Origin of the sequence: Streptomyces sp. NBC_01463 (assembly GCA_036227345.1) — a bacterium.
In the GTDB taxonomy this organism is placed as follows: domain Bacteria; phylum Actinomycetota; class Actinomycetes; order Streptomycetales; family Streptomycetaceae; genus Streptomyces.
Genome location: CP109468.1, coordinates 7,114,126 through 7,131,668, shown reverse-complemented (window position 1 = coordinate 7,131,668; position 17,543 = coordinate 7,114,126). Strand labels below are relative to the sequence as shown.

Sequence of the window (17,543 nt, the reverse complement as noted above, 5' to 3'; positions counted from 1 at the left end):
GTTCAGCGGTGTGCCGGGAACTCCACCACCTGCTGGTAGGTCGGGCGGTTCTGCCAGTGGATCGCCTTCTGCGCGATCCCGCCGAGCGCCCGGTGGATGATCGAGTCGGTGCACCACTGCTCGCCGGCCTTGCAGTTGTCGTCGGCCGGGTACACCTCCGCCGCCGGGACCGCCGCCGCCTGCTTCAGCGAGGACAGCAGCGCCGCGCGGCAGCTGCTCAGATCGCCGTTGCCGCAGTAGGACCTGGCCAGCGGGCCCTTGACCTGCTGTCCGAGCACCTGGCGCAGGTCCTTGTCGGCGAAGCCCCACCAGCCGTACTGGAACGCCGAACCGCTGTGCGCGCCGCTCGGCCCGTGGCTGGCGGCCGGGGACTCGTCGGTGGCGAGGTTCGCGGTCAGCGCCCCGTACAGATCGTCACCGAGCCCGGGCTTGAACTCGGCCTCGACCAGCTTCGGCCACCACGCGTCCATGATCCGTACCGCGTCGGCGTGGGTGTACGTGTGCGAGCCGGGGCTGCTCTCCTTGCGCTGGGCACCGGCCGCCCGCCAGGAGTCCAGTTGCTGGACCACCGCGTTGAGTTCCGGGTCGGTGACCGGCTGGGAGCGGATCACCTTCAGCAGCTCGGGCAGCAGTTGCTCACCGCGCAGATCGGTGAGCGCGGCGTCCGCCATCGCGCGGGTGAGGGAGGCGCGGGTGACGCCGCCCTCCTCGACCAGCTTCGCGACCCGGTCGTCGAGCAGATCGGCCCGGTGCACGGCACTGAGGCCGAAGCCGGCGGAGGCGTACCCCTCGGCCTGCTTGTTGTTCCAGGAGACGTAGTAGTCCTGGCCGCTGGAGTGCGGGTGCTCGGCGAAGGGGGTGTGCTCCGCGGTGTTGGCCGCCGGGTCGTAGCCCTTCCACTCGTACGCCTTCTCTGCCTTGACCGGCAGCGCCGGGTCGACGCCCGGGGCGCGCACCGGGTTCATGCCGCTGTTGTAGTAGGCGGCGGTGCGGGAGTCGGCGTAGAACCAGTTGAAGGCGTAGTCGATGTTGCTCGCCGCCTGCTGGAAGGAGGCGGCGTCGGTGACGTACGACGGGTCGTTGAGCATCTGGAAGCCGATGATCGAGTCGGCCTCGTGGCGGTAGGTGGTGCGCAGCGAGGTGTACGCGACCGGCTTGCCGCCCACCGTGGCGCGGTGGGTGACGATGCCGTAGCCGGTGCGCCACACCTGCATCCGGTAGGAGCCCTTGGCCGTGGAGTCGGCGACGGTCGGCTTCCAGGAGTTGGACTTCTCCAGCTTCTCCATGGCGGTGCAGTCGCCGCGGTAGAGGTAGTGCGTGGAGTCCTTGGTGGGGGCGGAGCCGTCGGGCTCGCACAGGTCGACGGCGTAGGTGTCGGTGATGTCCTGGCCCGCCGATGTGGCGCTCCAGGCGTAGTCCTGGCCGCGGCCCATCTGGATGTACATGCCGACGCCGGCGAAGGAGACGCCGCGGGCGCTGATGCCGGGGCCCTGGAGCTCCTGGAGCATCATCAGCTGGGGGGCGAAGTAGCCGGTCTGCGGGCCGAAGACCGCGATCGGGTTTCCGCTCGCGGTGCTCTTGCCGGAGACCAGCAGGGCGTTGGACATGCCGCGCTTCTGGGCGCCGGAGCCCGAACCGGGCAGCGAGCCCTCGGGGATGACTCCGTCGTCGTAGATGCCCTGGGCCTTCTTGAGCGCGGCCGGGGCCTTGACGGGGGTCTTGGCGTCCGTGCCCGCGGAGCCGGTGCGGTCGTGGATCAGCGGCTCGGCGGTGACGGAGCCGGGGTCGGGAAGAGCCGTTCCGACGGCGTTGCCGGGCTTGTTCGCGTACGGGAACGAGGTGCCGTCGTGGACGGTCAGCACGGCCTCGGGGTCGTTGCGCTGCCGGAACGACTCCCAGACCTTCGTGCCCTCGGCGACCCCGTACTTCTGCTGGGCGGAGAGCAGGGACAGCGCCGCCTGCACCTCGCCGCCGCCACCGCCGCCGAACTGGCCGCCGACGACCGAGGCGATCGAGATCAGGTCGGTCAGCTGGAACGGCTGGATCTCGCCGATGTTGGTGATCGCGTCGATCTTGCCGGTGAGGACGTACTCGCCGGGGAAGTAGCGGCCCTTCTTCGACTTCTCGCGGTAGGAGTTGATGCCGTCGACGTACGCCTGCGCGTCGGCCATGGCCTGTTCGCCGCGGGGGCCCTCATGGGTCCTGATGTACTCGACCTGCGCCTGCAGGTCGGCCTCGGTGTACGGGGCCTGCGGCCAGAACTGCTGCTCCAGGCCCTGGTTGGCCAGTGCGCCGCCGGCGAACGAGGTCAGTTCCCCGCGGCCGATGTGGCGGAAGAGGTCCATCAGCCAGAGCCGGTCCTGCCCGGCCGCGAATCCGGCGCCGAACTCGGTCCCGTAGCGGGTGGTGCCCTTGATGTGCGGGACGCCGGAGACCTTGTCACGGGTGATGGTGACGTCGTCGCGCGGCGAGGTGACGGACTCGACCTGGTCCTTCGCGACGCCGAAGGAGGCGTCGTTGAAGAAGTCGGTCAGCTTCTGGTCGGTGAGGCCGGTGTGCCCGGCCACGAGTCCGTCGTAGCGGTCGAGCTGGTCGTCGCTGTGCGCGGGGTGGGTGCCGAACGCCTTGTTGCCGAGGATCTCGACGAGCGTGGCGTTGCCGTTCTCACCGGGCGGCAGGATGTCGTCGCACTGCCCCTGGCAGTAGTCGACGACGGGTACGGGGTCCGCCTCGCTGGCGCCCGCATGAGGTGCGGAGGCCAGCAGGGACGTGCCGAGGGCGAGAACGGCCGCTACGGTGGCGGCTCTTGTCCTGCCGGTGCGTACGGACATGCGGGTGCGTGGGGGCATGCGTGCTCCTCGAAGAGGCCGATGCGCCGGACGTTACCGACGGTATGACCCGTCGGTAAGGTGAACATCGGTCACCTTTTCCGAATCGACACATCCCGTCACATGACGATCCGTCATCTCACTGAGTGGACGGAACCACCCTTGGATGGAGCCGATCGGGGCAGTCGTACGTCCACTCACTGACGCCGAAGTGCGGGCGACGGAGTACGAGCGACGGAGGTGGCGGCGCAATGGCCGGTTTCCGGAGTCTTGCGAGACAGGTCCGCGATCCGCGGAGCGATCTGGCGCTGCGGCGGTACTCGCTGCGCAAATGCCTGGAGCGCTTCGCACCGTACGGCCACCGGGCGACCTGGGATCACCTGTGTGCCCGGCACGGGATAGGGCCCGAGGACCGGGCACCCGACCCGGCGCGGCTGATGCGCGCGCTGGAGGAACTGGAGACGGCGCGGGCGGTCTGGCTCGGGTACGAGGCCGGGTTCGCCGAGCGCCGCAGGCGCGAGAAGCACGACGGGCTGCGCCGTCCCGGCGCGTTCGACGACTGGCACCGGTGCACCTGGGGCGGGAACGGGGTCGCGCGGTGCGAGGACCCGGCGGTCCACCCGGCGGCACCGCTCGCGGACGTCCTGCTCCGGCTGATCTCGGCGCTGGAGTCGGAACCGGGCACCGGCTGCCCGGTGTGCGCCCAGGCCCGCATCGTCTGGCGGCAGGACCTGGACAGCGAGCCGTGGTCCGGTCCGGTGTGCACCGGGTGCGGCATCGTGGTGCCGCAGCCCGTCCTCACCCCCGATGCCCTGGAGAAGGCCCGGCGCACCCGGTTCGGCGACCTGGCGACGATCGCGTAGGACGTCCCTCCCCGATCAGGGCCGGGCGGGCCTGCCCTCCGGCATCAGACGCGAACCGCTGATCCGGTCACCGGAGATGTCGTCCGGGTTGGAGAGCACGCATGTCTCCAGCGACAGGCAGCCGCAGCCGATGCAGTCGGTCAGGTGGTCGCGCAGCCGCGCCAGCTGCCGGATCCGCTCGTCCAGCTCGGAGCGCCAGGTCTCGGAGAGCCGGGCCCAGTCGTCGCGGTTCGGCGTGCGCTCCTCCGGGAGTTCGGCCAGGGCGTCGCGGATGGTGGCCAGCGGGATGCCGACCCGCTGCGCGGCACGGACGAAGGCGACCCGGCGCAGCGCGTCCCTGCTGTAGCGGCGCTGGTTGCCGCTGGTGCGACGGCTGCTGATCAGGCCCTTGGTCTCGTAGAAGTGCAGGGCCGACACCGCGGCGCCGCTGCGCGCGGAGAGCTGGCCGACCGTGAGCTCATGGAGTGTCTGTGGAATCTGGGGCACTCATCGAACCCTACGTGCCGCGTTCCCGGCCGGTCCGTCGTTGACAGGAACGCACCCGCCAACCATGCTGAGCAAGCGCTTAGACAGGCGATGGATGACGGTCGAGAGCGGGAAGGCAGGGACCAGGGACATGGCAGAGCCGAGGATCTTCACGTCCGCGCAGGAGCTGCGTGACGGCGTGGGCGAGCAGCTGGGGCACAGCGACTGGCTGGAGGTGGAGCAGAAGCGGATCGACCTGTTCGCCGAGGCCACCGGGGACCACCAGTGGATCCATGTGGACCCGGAGCGCGCCGCGGCCGGGCCGTTCGGCACGACGATCGCGCACGGCTACCTCACGCTGTCCCTGCTGCCGGCCCTCGTACCGCAGGTCATGCAGGTCGAGGGCGCGAAGATGGGCATCAACTACGGGACCAACAAGGTCCGTTTCCCCTCCCCCGTGCCGGTGGGCTCCAGGCTGCGGGCGACCGCCGCCCTGAAGAGCGTCGAGGAGGCGGGCGGCGGTGTGCAGGTCACCGCGGTCGTCACCATCGAGCGCGAGGGCGGCGACAAGCCGGCGTGCGTCGCGGAGTCGGTGTCGCGGTACTACTTCTGAGCCGCTCGGCGGTGTGGGGCCGGTCCCGGCGGGACCGGCCCCACACCGCCGCGACGGTCAGTGCTTGGCCGCGACCATCCGCAGCACGAGGCCGGCGTACAGCTCGCCCACCTCGTCCGGCGTCCGGCTGCCCTGGGCGTTGAACCACCGCGCCACGTCGATGCAGAGCGAGAGCACCGCGAGCGTGGTGCCCGGCACGTCGGGGACGTCGAACTCGCCGGCCGCCACGCCCTCGCCGATGATCCGGCGCACCACCGCGTCGCTCCTGCGGCGCAGTTCGACGATCTCGGTGCGGTGCTCCTCGCCGAGCGCGTCCAGTTCGTACTGGACCACGCGCGCGGTGGTGTGGCGCTGGGCGTGCCAGCGGACGAAGGAGCGGACCGCGGCGGCGAGCCGCTCGGCGGCCGTGCCCTCGCGGCCGGCCGCCGCCTCCAGGAGCGTCAGGGCCCGGTCGTGACCGATCCTGCTGATCCGGTGGAGCAGCTCTTCCTTCGTCTTGTAGTGGATGTAGAGCGCCGCGGGGCTCATTCCGGCACGGCCGGCGATGTCCCGGGTGGTCGTCGCGTGGTACCCGCGCTCGGCGAAGGCGTCGACGGCCGCGACGAGAAGCCGCCGGGCGGCCTCGGGGGTCACTTCCTCCCACGGCGTCTCGCCGTCGGTCTCCTCCGCCGTGCTCATCGTCGGTCGCCCCTCTCAGTCACCAGGACGCACACCATACCCCGATCCTGAGCAAGCGCTTAGGGCCTTGCGCCGGGCGGGATCGTCAGAGCTTCTGGAAGGGGTCGTGCTCCGCGAGGATCTTCTCCAGCCTGGCCTGGTCGACCCGGCTGACGATCTGGCCCGCCTCCTGCCTGTCCCTGATCACCTTGGCCAGGGTGAAGGCGGAGGTGACGAGGTAGAGCACGCCGATGGCGAGGAAGCCGCGGACCCAGGCGTCGGCGTCCAGGAAGTAGATCCCGAGCGCCACCGCCCCCATCGCGATCCCGAAGGACGCGACGGCCTGTCCGTAGAAGGCGGCGGTGCTCTGCTGCTTGACCGATGTCGTCTCACTCATGACGCACAGCATCCGGCGATGTGGCACACACCACATCCGCGTTCGTACTCAGACAGGTACTCAGACGCCCGTTCGACGCGCGGAGCGCGGCCGGGGTCAGAACGCCGATACGCCCGTCAGCGCGCGGCCGATGATCAGCTTCTGGATCTGGCTGGTGCCCTCGTAGAGCGTCATCACCCGGGCGTCGCGCAGCAGCTTGCCGACCGGGTACTCGTCGATGTAGCCGTAGCCGCCGAAGACCTGGAGCGCGTTGTTCGCGGCGCGGACGGCGGCCTCGGAGGCGAAGAGCTTCGCCTGGGAGGCGGCGGTGGCGAAGGCCTCGCCCCGGTCGATCAGGTCGGCCACCCGCCAGGTCAGCAGCCTGGCCGCGTCGACGTCCACGGCGATGTCGCTGATCAGCTCCTGGACGAGCTGGTAGCTCGCGATGGACTTGCCGAACTGCTCGCGCTCGGCGGCGTAGCCCACGGCTGCGTCCAGGGCGGCCTGGGCGATGCCGACGCAGCCGGCGGCGACCGACATGCGCCCCTTCGCCAGCGCGGACATCGCGATGGAGAAGCCCTTGCCCTCGGGTCCCATGAGGGCCGCGGCGGGGACGCGGACGTCCTCCAGCACCAGTTCGGCGGTCGCCTGGCCGCGCAGGCCGAGCTTGCCGTGGATGGTGCGGCGAGTGAGGCCGGGGGTGTCGGCGGGCACCAGGAAGGCCGAGACGCCCTTGTGGCCGGGGGTGTCGTTGGTGCGGGCGAACAGGAGCACCACATCGGCCCAGGTGCCGTTGGTGATGAACATCTTGCTGCCGTTGATGACGTAGTCGTCGCCGTCCCGCACGGCCCTCGTCGTCAGGCTGCCCGCGTCGGACCCCGTGCCGGGCTCGGTGAGACCGAAACAGCCGACCGCGTCCCCGGCGGTCAGCCGCGGCAGCCACTGCCGCTTCTGGTCCTCGTCGCCCCAGGCGGCGATGGTCTTGGCGACCAGGCCCAGGGAGACCGAGACGATGCCCCGGACCGAGGAGTCGCCGCGGCCGAGCTCCTCGGTCACCAGGCAGTACGCGAGGTGGTCACCGCCCGAGCCGCCGTACTCCTCGGGGACGGTCAGCCCGAGGAAGCCGAGCGAGCCGAGCTTCTTCACGATCGACTTGTCGACGTTCTCGGCCCGGTCCCACTCGACGACGTACGGGGCGACATCGCGGGCGACGAAGTCCTTGGCGAGCTGCCGGACCGCTTCCTGCTCCTCGCTGAGCTCCAGATTCATCCTTCGACTCTCCACTTTAATTAGCACTGCTAGTTTTACCGGGGCAGGCCCTACTATGTGCCGCATGGCCCGCCCGCGCAAGCCCCTCCTCAGCAGAGACCGCATCGTCGAGACGGCGAGCGCCCTCGTGGACGCCGAGGGGCTCGACGCCGTCTCGACCCGCCGCCTGGCGGCCGAGCTGGGGGTCAGCGGGCCGTCGCTCTACAACCACTTCCGCAACAAGGACGAGATCCTGGACGCGGTCGCCGACGCCGTCTCCGCACAGGTCGACCTGTCGATGTTCGACGAGTCGGACAGCCGTGACTGGCGGGCCGCCCTGCACGACTGGGCGCTCTCCTACCGTGCGGCCCTCGCCGCGCATCCGCACATCGTCCCGGTGCTCGCCCAGGGCCCGGGACGCCGCCCGGCCGGCCTGCGGGTCGCCGACGCGGTGTTCGGCGCCATGGTCCGCGCGGGCTGGCCGCCCGCCCAGGCCACGTACATCGGCGCCCTGATGCGCTACTTCATCACCGGCTCGGCCCTCGGCTCGTTCGCCCGGGGCTTCGTGGACGACGAGACGGCGTACGACCCGGCCGACTACCCGCACCTGGGCCAGGCCCACCTGCTCGCGGAGCGCCGCCAGAAGGTCGACGAGGGTGCCTTCGAGACCGGGCTGCGGGCGCTGGTCGACGGACTCGCCCTGCAGTACGCACCACCGGCGCACGAGGTGCGGTAGCGCCCGCGGCAACTATTCGGTGGGCACCGAACGGTCCTGGCCCTACGGTCGGCACCATGACGCCCCTCTCCTCCCCCGCCGCCCCTGCCGCACCCCGAGACCGGCGGGCCGCGGCGGCCGCCTGCACGACCGTGGTGCTATGGGCCTCCGCCTTCGTCTCCATCCGCAGCGCGGGCGACGCCTACTCCCCCGGCGCGCTGGCCCTCGGCCGGCTGCTCGCCGGTTCCCTGGCGCTCGGCGCCCTGCTGCTCGTCCGGCGCGAGGGACTGCCGTCACGGGCCGCCTGGCCGGGCATCCTGTGGTCCGGGCTGCTGTGGTTCGGCCTGTACATGGTGGTGCTCAACTGGGGCGAGCAGGAGGTGGACGCGGGCACCGCCGCAATGGTGGTGAACATCGGGCCGCTGCTGATCGCCCTGCTCGGCGCCCGGCTGCTGGGCGAGGGGCTGCCGCGCCGGCTGCTGCTGGGCATGGCGGTGTCCTTCGCGGGCGCCGCGGTGGTCGGGCTCTCCATGTCCGGGCACGGGGGGTCCTCGGTGCTGGGCGTGCTGCTGTGCCTGCTGGCGGCGGTGGCGTACGCGGGCGGGGTGGTCGGCCAGAAGCCGGCGCTGCGGCACGGCTCGGCGCTCCAGATCACCACGTTCGGCTGCCTCGTCGGCACGGTGGCGTGTCTGCCGTTCGCCGGTGCGCTGGTGTCCGAGGCCGCCGACGCACCCCTGTCCGCGACCCTGAACATGGTCTATCTGGGCATCTTCCCGACCGCACTGGCCTTCACCACCTGGGCCTACGCGCTCGCCCGCACCACGGCCGGCCGGATGGGCGCCACCACCTACGCGGTTCCCGCGCTCGTGGTGCTGATGTCGTGGCTGCTGCTGGACGAGGTGCCCGCGCTGCTCACCGTGGGCGGCGGGCTGCTCTGTCTGGCCGGGGTGGCGGTCTCCCGGACGCGTCCGCAGACTGGTGCGACGCGGAAGAATCCGGCCCCGCCGGTGGAAGGACCCCGTCATGACGCGGAACACCGAGCAGCAGAACGGCCGTAGGAAGGCGAAGGTGAAGCCCGCGAAGGGCGAGGGATCGGCGCTGGTGACACCCCGGGGCCCGGCCGGCGACGCCTGGCGCGAGGACTACCCGTACGGCGAGAAGCTCGGCCGCAAGGCGTACGAGAAGTCCAAGCGCGCGCTGCAGATCGAGCTGCTCAAGCTCCAGCACTGGGTCAAGGAGCACGACGAACGGCTGGTCATCCTCTTCGAGGGGCGCGACGCCGCGGGCAAGGGCGGCACCATCAAACGGTTCACCGAGCACCTCAACCCGCGTGGCGCGCGGGTGGTGGCGCTGGAGAAGCCGACCGAACGCGAGCGTTCCCAGTGGTACTTCCAGCGGTACGTGGCCCACCTGCCGGCCGCCGGCGAGATCGTGCTGTTCGACCGGTCCTGGTACAACCGGGCCGGTGTGGAGCGGGTGATGGGGTTCTGCTCGACCCGCGAGTACCTCGAGTTCATGCACCAGACACCGGGGTTCGAGCGGATGCTCGCCCGCGACGGCATCCACCTGGTGAAGTTCTGGTTCTCCGTCTCGCGCGAGGAGCAGCGCAACCGGTTCATGACGCGGCAGACCGACCCGGTGCGGCAGTGGAAGCTCAGTCCGGTCGACCTCGCCTCGCTGGACAAGTGGGACGCGTACACCGAGGCCAAGGAGCTGATGCTGTTCCACACCGACACCGCGGACGCGCCGTGGACCGTGGTGAAGAGCAACGACAAGAAGCGGGCCCGGCTGGAGGCGATCCGGCACGTCCTGCACCGCTTCGACTACCCGGACAAGGACGCGGCGGTGGCCGGGGAGCCGGACCCACTGATCGTGGGTCCGGCGTCCCGGCTCTTCGAACGGGGCGAGATGGCGGCCCGGCTGCTCACCACCGGCGGCCCGGAGACCTTCCCCGGGGGTTAGAAGACGACCAGGGCCCGGCCGCCCTTGCCCGCGATCATGTTGTCGAAGGCCGCCGGGATGCCGTCCAGCGCGATCCGTTCGGTGACCATCATGGAGAGGTCGAAGCGGCCGGCCCTGATGTGGTCGGCCAGCACCGGCAGATCGCGGGCCGGGTCGCTGTTGCCGTACACGCAGCCCGTCAGCGACCTGCCCCAGTGGAAGATCTCCAGCGCGTTGAACGTCACCTGCTGGTCCTTGCCGCCGATGCCGACGACCGTGGTGCGGCCGCCGCGGCGGGTGGACTCCCAGGCGGTACGGATGGTGGCGGCCCGGCCGACGCACTCGACCGCCACGTCCGCACCCTGGCCGCCGGTCAGCGCGCGGATCTCGCGGGGCGTGGTGGCGGTGGCGGTCACGTAGTCCGTGGCGCCCGCCCGGCGGGCCAGTTCCTCCTTCTCCGGGGAGACGTCCACCGCGATGATCTTCGACGCACCGGCGATCCGGGCGGCCTGGAGCACGGCGAGACCGACGCCGCCGATGCCGAGGACGACGACGGACTCGCCCGCCACGACCCGGGCGCTGTGGTGGATGGCGCCGTACCCGGTCAGGACCGCGCAGCCGAGCAGCGCCGCGTCGGTGAGCGGGATGCCGTCCGGGGCGGGCAGGACGCAGTTCGCGGCGACCACGGTCTCCTGGGCGAAGGCGGCGACGTTGAGCCCGGGGTGGAGCTGCGTGCCGTCGGCGGTGCGGGCGTGCAGGTTCGCCGCACCGGCCAGGGCGTTGGCGCAGAGCCAGACCTCGCCGATGCCGCAGTGGTGGCAGTTCCCGCAGGACGGCGCCCAGTTGAGGACGACGGCGTCGCCCGGGGCGACCTCGCTGACGCCCTCGCCCACCGAGACGACGGTGCCCGCGCCCTCGTGGCCGAGGACGGCGGGGACGGGTACCCGCATCGTGCCGTTGGACAGCGAGAGGTCGGAGTGGCAGACCCCGGCGGCGGCGAGGCGGACCCGCACCTGGCCGGGGCCGGGTTCCGGGAGGGTGATGTCGGTGATCTCCAGCGGAGCTCCGACGGCGGACAGTACGGCGGCGCGGACCACGGACTGGCTCCTTGACGGGGGAAGCGGATGACGGGCGGTGGATTCGGTGAACCGGCTCAGAACTGGAGGGACTTGGTCTGGAGGTACTCGGCGAGGCCGTGCGCACCGAGCTCGCGGCCGACGCCGGACTGCTTGTAGCCGCCGAAGGGAGCGAGCGGGTTGAAACGGCCGCCGTTGATGTCGACCTGGCCGGTGTCCATCCGGCGGGCGAAGGCCACGGCCTCGGACTCGTCGGCCGCCCAGACGGCACCCGCCAGCCCGTACACGGTGCCGTTGGCGATGCGCAGCGCGTCCGCCTCGTCCTCGTACTTCAGGATCGAGACGACCGGGCCGAAGATCTCCTCCTGGGCGATGGTCATCTCCAGGGTGACGTCGGCGAACACGGTGGGGCTGACGTAGTAGCCCGTGGGCAGCGGGGCGTCGGGGCCGCCGGCCACGAGGCGGGCGCCCTCGGCGACGCCCTTCTCGATGTAACCGCGCACCCGGGCCTGCTGCTTGGCGTTGACGAGCGGACCGACCCGCTCGCCGGGTACGTACTTGGCCACGGCGGCGGCGGCGAGTGCGACGGCCTCCTCGTACCGCTCGGCGTCCACCAGCATCCGGGTCCAGGCGCTGCACGTCTGGCCGGAGTTGGACATCACGTTGGCGATGCCGACGTTGACCGCCTTCGCCAGATCGGCCGAGGGCAGGATGACGTTGGCCGACTTGCCGCCGAGTTCCAGCGCGACGCGCTTGACGGCGCCGCCCGCCGTGGCGCCGATCCGCCTGCCGACGGCGGTGGAGCCGGTGAAGGAGACGAGATCGACGTCCTCGTGCTCGGCGAGGGCCTGTCCGGCGACCGGGCCGAGGCCGGTGACCAGGTTGAAGACACCGGCGGGCAGCCCGGCCTCCTCGGTGGCCTCGGCGAAGAGCTGCGCGGTGAGCGGGGTGTCCTCGGCGGGCTTGAGGACGACGGTGCAGCCGGCGGCCAGCGCGGGGGCGACCTTGGCGACGACCTGGTGCAGCGGGTAGTTCCACGGGGTGATCGCGCCGACCACGCCGACGGGCTCCAGGAACACGGTGGAGTTGCCGTGCCGCTCCTCGAAGGCGTACGTCGCGGCCAGTTCGGCGTACGAACCGGCGACCAGGACCGGGACGCCCGCGTGCACCATCTGCGACAGCGGCAGCGGCGAGCCCAGTTCGGCGGTGACCGTCTCGGCGATCTCGTCCTTGCGGGCGGCCAGCACATCGCGCAGGGCGCCGATGAGGGCGGCCCGCTCGGCGGGCGGGGTCGCGGCCCAGCCGGGGAAGGCGGCGCGCGCGGCGCGGACCGCGGCGTCGACGTCCTCGGCCGTACCGGCCGGGACGTGGGCGATGACCTGCTCGTCGGCCGGATTGACCACCGCGATGGTGTCCGCTCCGGCGGCGGGCCGCCACGCGCCGCCGATGTACATACCGTCGTGAGCCTTCATGGCTGTTCCTCCCGGGCGCGGTGACGGACGGAGTCGTCCGCGCCCCAAACTAGCGCTGTTAGTTTTCAGGCGCCAGAGACGCCGGTCACGCTCGGCGGGGCACGGGCCCGCTCCACCCTGCCGGGCGGCCCGGTAATGCGCCAGTAACGACGTTCCCCTAGCGTCCTGCCCCGGCCGGTCCCGCCCGCACTTCCCCCCGTGACTGCGGACCGGGGCCGGCCCCTTGACTCCCGGCCCCGCACGGACCTGGGCGAACGACGGCCGCAGACCTCCCGAGCACGGGCTCGGGGGGCCTGTGGCATGGCCGAATCCGCGCGTTACAGTGGCGCCCTGATGGGCACAGACGCGACGAACCACAGCACACACATCACTCCCCCGGTGCTGCGTCTGCACCTTTTCGGCGGGTTCCGGGTGACTCGCGACGACGGCCCCTCCCTCGCCGAGCGGTGGCCCCGGCCGAGCGCCCGTGCCCTGGTCAAGCTCCTCGCGGTCTCCCCCGGGCACAGCCTCCACCGCGAACAGGCGATGGAGATCTGCTGGCCGGACTCCGACCCGCAGGCGGCGCTCGGCAGCCTCCGGGTCGCCCTGCACGCCGCCCGCCGCGCCATCGAGCCCGAACTCGCCCCCCGCGCCTCCTCGTCCTATCTCACCGGCGAGGGCACCCTGCTGCGGCTCGATCCGCACACCGTCGTGATCGACGCGGACGAGGCGGAGGCCCTGGCCGAGCGCGCCCTGGCCGACGGCGGCACCGCGCCGCTCGCCGCCGCGCTCGCCGCGTTCACCGGGGAGCTGCTGCCCGAGGACCGCTACGCCGCCTGGGCCGAGGCCCGGCGCACCCATCTCGACGCGCTGCGCGACCGGGTCCGGCTCGCGCTGGCCGAGGCCCATCTCACGGACGGCGAGAACGAGTCGGCGAGCGAGGTGGCGCTGCGCGCCCTGGCCGCCGCGCCGGCCGAGGAGCGGGCCCACCGGGTCGTCATCGAGGCCTGTCTGCGCCAGGGGCTGCGCCGGCAGGCGGTGCGCCAGTACCACCTGTGCCGGGAGGCGCTCGACGCCGAACTCGGTGTACGGCCGGGGCCCGCGACCGAGCGGCTGCACCTGCTGGCGCTGGACGCCACCACGACCGTGCTGCCCGCCTCCGCGTCCCCGGTGCTGCCCGCCGCGATCCGCACCCCGGCGGGCCCCCCGCTGCGCGGCCGCGACGGGGCGCTGCGGTCGCTGCTGGCCGCGGACGGCCCGCCGGTGCGGCTGGTCGGCGGTGAGGCGGGGGTGGGCAAGACCCGGCTGACGACCGAGGTGGCCCGGGCGGCCGCCGCGTCCGGGACGACCGTCCTGTGGGGCGCGGGACACGACGCGGAGGGCCACACCCCGTACGGCGTCTTCGTGGAGGCGCTGGACGCGTGGCTGGCCGACCGGCCGCCGGTGGAGCGGGCCAGGATCGGCGGCGAGTACCCCGAACTGGCCGCCCTGCTGCCGTCCCTGGGGCAGATCGGGGCGGGCCGGGACCGCAGCCCCGAGGAGGAGCGCGACCGGTTCTTCCGGGCCACCGCCGGACTGCTCGGCGATCTCGCGGCGGGCGCGCCGGTGCTGCTGGTCCTGGACGATCTGCATGCCGCGGACGCGGGGTCGTACCAGCTGCTGAGCCATCTCGCCCGGCGGGCGGCGACCACCGGTGCGGGGTGGCGCTTCGTGGTCACCTACCGGGCGGAGGAGTTCGACGCCGACGACCCGCGCCGCACCGCCCTGGAGACCCTGGTGCACGCCCGGCTCGCGGAACCCGTCGAGCTGGGGCGGCTGGACCGGGACGAGTGCCTGGCCGTCGCCCGGGACGCGGGGGCGCTCACCGGTCTCGACCGGGTGTGGGAACTCTCCCTGGGCAACCCCCTCTTCGCCCTGGAGCTGGCCCGTACGGTCCACGAGGGCGCCGACCCGGGCGCACCGGGCGCGCCGGAGGGAGTCCGTCAGCTGGTGGCCGCGCGTCTGGCCCGGCTGGGTCCGGCGGCCCGGCGGGTGGTCGAGGCGATCTCCGTGACCGGCGGCGGCGCGGCCCTCACCGAGATCCTCGACGTGGCCGGGCAGGGCCTCCACCCGCCGCTCTCCCCGGCCGAGGCGACGGACGCCGTCGACGCGGCGGTGACGGCGTCGGTGGTGACCGAACGGCCGGTGGTGGTCGGCGGGCGCTCGCTGCCCGGCCTCGCCTTCCGGCATCCGCTGGTGCGGCTGACCTGTTACGACGGCCTGTCCACGGCCAGGCGCCGCCAGCTGCACTCGGCGTACGCGGAGGCCGTGCTGCGCCACCGTCCGGACGCGGTCGACACCCTGGCCACCCAGCTGACCCGCGCCGACGACCCGCGGGCCACCGGCTATCTGCGGCAGGCCGCCGAACGTGCCGCCGCGCTCTGCGCCAACGACACCGCGGACCGCTACTACGCCGAGCTGACGGCGCGGCTCGACGCGTCGGCCGCCGACGCCGCCCGGGCCCGCATCGACCGGGGGGCCGTACTGCGCAGGATGGCCCGCTACCGGGACGCGGCCACCGTGCTGCGCGAGGCACTGGAGGACATGGTGCGCCGGGGCGACGAGGACGGGCAGGTGCTGGCGGCGGCCCGGCTGAGCGAGATCCTGATGAAGTACCGCGGGACGGAGGAGGGCGAGGAGCTGCTGCGCACCCACCGGCCCGGCCCGCGGACCCCGGCGCTGGCCGTGGCGACGCACCATCTGGCCGCGGGAGGACTGCGGTTCGTGACCGGCCGGTACGAAGAGGCGCACACCTCGGCCCGTATCGCGCAGGAGGCCGCGGACACCGTCGGCGGCGGCGAGCGCAGGGGGCTGCTCGCCCGGGCACTGGGGATGCAGGCGACCTCGCTGGCCCTGGCCGGCCGGTTCGACCGGGCCAGGCCCGCGGCGGAGGCGGCCCTCCCGCACGCGGAGGCGTACGGGGACCAGGAGCTCCTGGTGACCACGCTCTCGGTGCTGCGGGAACACGCCCGCAGGTCCGGCCGGCTCGGCGAGGCCGTCTCCATCGGGCAGCGGGCGCTGAAGCTCGCCGAGCACACCGGCGACCCCACGGCGGTCGCGTTCGAGCGCGCCAACCTGGCCGAACTGCATCTGCTGCGCTGCGAGTTCAGCGAGGCGCGGGAACACGCGCAGGCCGCGGTCCAGGAGGGTGAGGCACAGAGCAGCTGGTGCACCCCCTACGCCCTCGCGGCGCTGGCCCGCGTCCGGATCCGGACCGGCGAGCCGGGCGCCGGCGAGCTGCTGGAGCGGGCCGGACGGGCCGCCGAGGCGCAGGCCGACCGCCAGGCACTCCACGAGGTGCGGACGGCGCAGGCCGAACTCCTGGTCCGCGAGGGCAGTCCGGCCGAGGCCCTCGCGCTGCTGGGCCGCGACCACGGACCGGGCACCGCGCACCTGGTCGCGTGGGCGGAGCTGTACGCGGGCAGCCCGCGGGCGGCGGTCCGGATCGCGACGGAGGAGACGGCACGGGCGCAGCAGGTCGGCGAGCGGCTCGCGGAGACCGAGGCGCGCACGGTGCTCGGGGCGGCGCTCGCGGCGTGCGGGCAGCGGGAGGCGGCCCGCGAGGAGTTCGGCCGGGCCGCGGCCCTGGCGGCCGAACTCCCCTATCCGGCGGGCACGCACCGCGTCGAGCAGGCCCGCGGCACGGCGGGACCGGCCGCGCGCTGAGCGACCTGCCGTAAGCCGAGCGACCCGTAGGCCGAGCGACCGGCCGCGGGCTGAGGGACCGGCCCCGGGCGGGACCGGTCCCGGGCGGGACCGGTCCCGCGTCCTGCACGTCGACCGGTCCCGCGGTTCCTAGACGTCCAGCCCCGGAACGTCCCTCGGCAGCGGGCAGATCCGGTGCCCCTGGTGGTCGAAGACGTAGAGGTGCGCCAGGTCGACCAGGAGCGGGACCTGACCCCCGGTGCGCAGCCGCATGTCGGGGCCGGTGCGCACGACGAGGTCGCTGGAGGTGACCGCGGGGCGGTCGGGGCTGCGGAAGCCCGGCTGGAGCGCGTCGGGCTCCGGTTCGTCGAGGACGGCGACCGGCCCGCTGACATGACCGGTGGCGCGTTCCTTCAGGCGCTCCAGCACACCGACTCCGCCCTGGGCGCTGCGGCGTCTGCGCTGGGTGCCGCGGTCCGGGCGGGCCGACTCCAGGTCCGGCACCATGGCGGGCTGCGAACCGGTGTTGAGGTGGACCAGCGCCTCGTGCCCCTGGTACTCGACGTGCTCGACGATGCCGCTGAGCGCGACCTCGCCCGGGCGGGCCTGGCTGGGCGGAGCGATCCGGACCGCCTCGGAGCGCAGTCCGACGATGATCCGGCGGCCCTGCTGGATGCGCAGCAACTGGTGGTCGGGGCTGAGGGGTTCGGGCAGCGGGAGCCGCTGGCGGCCGAGGTCGATCGACATCCGCCCCTCCAGCGGCGCGTGCACGACGGCCTGGAGCAGGTTGATCCGCGGGGTGCCGATGAACGCCGCGACGAACACGTTCTCCGGCAGGGCGTACACCTCGCGCGGCGGGCTGACCTGCTGGAGCACGCCGCCGCGCATCACGGCGACCCGGTGGCCCAGCGACATCGCCTCGGCCTGGTCGTGCGTCACGTAGACCGTGGTGACCCCGAGTTCCTTGGTGAGCTGGGATATCTCGGCCCGCAGATGGTTGCGGAGCTTCGCGTCGAGGTTGGAGAGCGGCTCGTCCATCAGGAAGGCCGAGGGCTGGCGCGAGATGGCCCGGCCCATGGCGACGCGCTGGCGCTCGCCGCCGGAGAGCTGGCCGGGGAAGCGGTCCAGGACGCTCTCGATGCCGAGCATCCTGGCCGTGTTCTCGATGCGTTCGGTGTGGTCGTGGCGCGGGTTCTCCAGCTTCAGCGGGAAGCCGATGTTGGCCCGGTTGGTCATGGTCGGGTACAGCGCGAAGTTCTGGAAGACCATGGCCATGCCGCGTTCGCGGGGTGTGAGGTGGTTGGCGGGTTCACCGTCGAGGAGGATCTCGCCCTCGGTGACGTCCTCCAGGCCGGCGATCATGCGGAGCACGGTCGACTTGCCGCAGCCCGATGGGCCCAGCAGGACGACGAACTCGCCCGGGTCGATGGAGAGCGAGAGGCGGTCGACGGCACGCGAGGACCGTCCGTACGCCTTGCTGACATTGTTCAGGGTGATGGCGCGAGTCATGTGGTTCCGCCCGGGAGGATGAAGGTGGAGCGGTGGGGAGCGGCAGCAGTGGCCTGAAATTAACCCACTGCGCAGGGTGAGGGAATGACTCGCGCAAAGGTTGCGCCCCACGGGGCG

The 17,543-nt window shown here is 72.7% G+C and carries 14 protein-coding genes; 6 read left to right on the top strand and 8 right to left on the bottom strand.

Going from position 1 to position 17,543, the window contains the following annotated elements; genetic code table 11:
* Nucleotides 1–2: 2 nt before the first annotated feature.
* Entirely contained in the window at nucleotides 3–2,849 is a 2,847-nt protein-coding gene (locus tag OG521_31465; GenBank protein ID WUW25037.1) for a penicillin acylase family protein, read from the bottom strand.
* A gap of 230 nt (nucleotides 2,850–3,079) precedes the next feature.
* Here OG521_31465 and OG521_31460 point away from each other — a divergent pair, with 230 nt between their 5' ends.
* Complete coding sequence (locus tag OG521_31460) at nucleotides 3,080–3,691, top strand: hypothetical protein (protein ID WUW25036.1); 612 nt, start codon at nucleotides 3,080–3,082, stop codon at nucleotides 3,689–3,691.
* A 15-nt stretch (nucleotides 3,692–3,706) separates the two neighbouring features.
* Here OG521_31460 and soxR read toward each other — a convergent pair whose 3' ends face one another.
* Entirely contained in the window at nucleotides 3,707–4,177 is a 471-nt protein-coding gene (gene soxR / locus OG521_31455; protein ID WUW25035.1) for a redox-sensitive transcriptional activator SoxR, read from the bottom strand.
* A 130-nt stretch (nucleotides 4,178–4,307) separates the two neighbouring features.
* On the opposite strand from soxR, the gene OG521_31450 reads away from it, so the two are divergent.
* The gene (locus OG521_31450; GenBank protein ID WUW25034.1) at nucleotides 4,308–4,769 is read left to right on the top strand and encodes a MaoC family dehydratase; all 462 of its coding nucleotides are present in this window, start codon (nucleotides 4,308–4,310) and stop codon (nucleotides 4,767–4,769) included.
* 57 nt (nucleotides 4,770–4,826) lie between these two features.
* On the opposite strand, the gene OG521_31445 is transcribed toward OG521_31450, so the two are convergent.
* From OG521_31445 to OG521_31435, 3 genes are all read right to left on the bottom strand, one after another.
* Entirely contained in the window at nucleotides 4,827–5,447 is a 621-nt protein-coding gene (locus tag OG521_31445; protein ID WUW25033.1) for a TetR/AcrR family transcriptional regulator, read from the bottom strand.
* Nucleotides 5,448–5,532: 85 nt separating this feature from the next.
* A complete protein-coding gene (locus OG521_31440; GenBank protein ID WUW25032.1) occupies nucleotides 5,533–5,823 on the bottom strand; it encodes a YiaA/YiaB family inner membrane protein in 291 nt (96 codons plus the stop codon).
* Nucleotides 5,824–5,919: 96 nt separating this feature from the next.
* Nucleotides 5,920–7,071, bottom strand: coding sequence for an acyl-CoA dehydrogenase family protein (locus OG521_31435; GenBank protein WUW25031.1), 1,152 nt, complete (start codon nucleotides 7,069–7,071; stop codon nucleotides 5,920–5,922).
* A gap of 64 nt (nucleotides 7,072–7,135) precedes the next feature.
* Between OG521_31435 and OG521_31430 the strand changes: the two genes are divergently transcribed.
* The 3 genes from OG521_31430 to ppk2 are packed head-to-tail and all read left to right on the top strand — an operon-like array spanning nucleotide 7,136 to nucleotide 9,727.
* Nucleotides 7,136–7,786: a TetR/AcrR family transcriptional regulator gene (locus OG521_31430; GenBank protein WUW25030.1), complete on the top strand. Its 651-nt coding sequence runs from the start codon at nucleotides 7,136–7,138 to the stop codon at nucleotides 7,784–7,786.
* Nucleotides 7,787–7,842: 56 nt separating this feature from the next.
* Nucleotides 7,843–8,823 carry a DMT family transporter gene (locus OG521_31425; protein WUW25029.1) on the top strand — a complete coding sequence of 327 codons (981 nt, stop codon included), beginning with the start codon at nucleotides 7,843–7,845 and terminating at the stop codon, nucleotides 8,821–8,823.
* Nucleotides 8,789–9,727: a polyphosphate kinase 2 gene (ppk2, locus tag OG521_31420; protein WUW25028.1), complete on the top strand. Its 939-nt coding sequence runs from the start codon at nucleotides 8,789–8,791 to the stop codon at nucleotides 9,725–9,727. The genes OG521_31425 and ppk2 overlap by 35 nt, the downstream gene beginning before the upstream one ends.
* On the opposite strand, the gene OG521_31415 is transcribed toward ppk2, so the two are convergent.
* Nucleotides 9,724–10,803, bottom strand: a complete 1,080-nt coding sequence (locus OG521_31415; GenBank protein ID WUW25027.1) for a Zn-dependent alcohol dehydrogenase — start codon at nucleotides 10,801–10,803, stop codon at nucleotides 9,724–9,726. The two genes, ppk2 and OG521_31415, sit on opposite strands and share 4 nt — an antisense overlap.
* Before the next feature lie 56 nt (nucleotides 10,804–10,859).
* A complete protein-coding gene (locus tag OG521_31410) occupies nucleotides 10,860–12,254 on the bottom strand; it encodes an aldehyde dehydrogenase family protein (protein WUW25026.1) in 1,395 nt (464 codons plus the stop codon).
* A 333-nt stretch (nucleotides 12,255–12,587) separates the two neighbouring features.
* On the opposite strand from OG521_31410, the gene OG521_31405 reads away from it, so the two are divergent.
* Nucleotides 12,588–15,938: an AAA family ATPase gene (locus tag OG521_31405; protein WUW25025.1), complete on the top strand. Its 3,351-nt coding sequence runs from the start codon at nucleotides 12,588–12,590 to the stop codon at nucleotides 15,936–15,938.
* 129 nt (nucleotides 15,939–16,067) lie between these two features.
* Here the strand turns inward: OG521_31405 and OG521_31400 are convergent, their stop codons facing one another.
* Nucleotides 16,068–17,426 (bottom strand): ABC transporter ATP-binding protein, encoded by a 1,359-nt coding sequence (locus tag OG521_31400; protein WUW25024.1) that lies wholly within the window; start codon nucleotides 17,424–17,426, stop codon nucleotides 16,068–16,070.
* Nucleotides 17,427–17,543 lie beyond the last annotated feature (117 nt).

Bases quoted from the DNA above. Each gene is read 5' to 3' on its own strand.
- OG521_31465 (WUW25037.1), bottom strand. From the start codon at position 2,849: ATGCCCCCACGCACCCGCATGTCCGTACGCACCGGCAGGACAAGAGCC.
- OG521_31410 (WUW25026.1), bottom strand. From the start codon at position 12,254: ATGAAGGCTCACGACGGTATGTACATCGGCGGCGCGTGGCGGCCCGCC.
- OG521_31445 (WUW25033.1), bottom strand. From the start codon at position 5,447: ATGAGCACGGCGGAGGAGACCGACGGCGAGACGCCGTGGGAGGAAGTG.
- OG521_31400 (WUW25024.1), bottom strand. From the start codon at position 17,426: ATGACTCGCGCCATCACCCTGAACAATGTCAGCAAGGCGTACGGACGG.
- OG521_31460 (WUW25036.1), top strand. From the start codon at position 3,080: ATGGCCGGTTTCCGGAGTCTTGCGAGACAGGTCCGCGATCCGCGGAGC.
- OG521_31425 (WUW25029.1), top strand. From the start codon at position 7,843: ATGACGCCCCTCTCCTCCCCCGCCGCCCCTGCCGCACCCCGAGACCGG.
- OG521_31440 (WUW25032.1), bottom strand. From the start codon at position 5,823: ATGAGTGAGACGACATCGGTCAAGCAGCAGAGCACCGCCGCCTTCTAC.
- OG521_31430 (WUW25030.1), top strand. From the start codon at position 7,136: ATGGCCCGCCCGCGCAAGCCCCTCCTCAGCAGAGACCGCATCGTCGAG.
- OG521_31450 (WUW25034.1), top strand. From the start codon at position 4,308: ATGGCAGAGCCGAGGATCTTCACGTCCGCGCAGGAGCTGCGTGACGGC.
- OG521_31435 (WUW25031.1), bottom strand. From the start codon at position 7,071: ATGAATCTGGAGCTCAGCGAGGAGCAGGAAGCGGTCCGGCAGCTCGCC.
- ppk2 (WUW25028.1), top strand. From the start codon at position 8,789: ATGACGCGGAACACCGAGCAGCAGAACGGCCGTAGGAAGGCGAAGGTG.
- OG521_31405 (WUW25025.1), top strand. From the start codon at position 12,588: ATGGGCACAGACGCGACGAACCACAGCACACACATCACTCCCCCGGTG.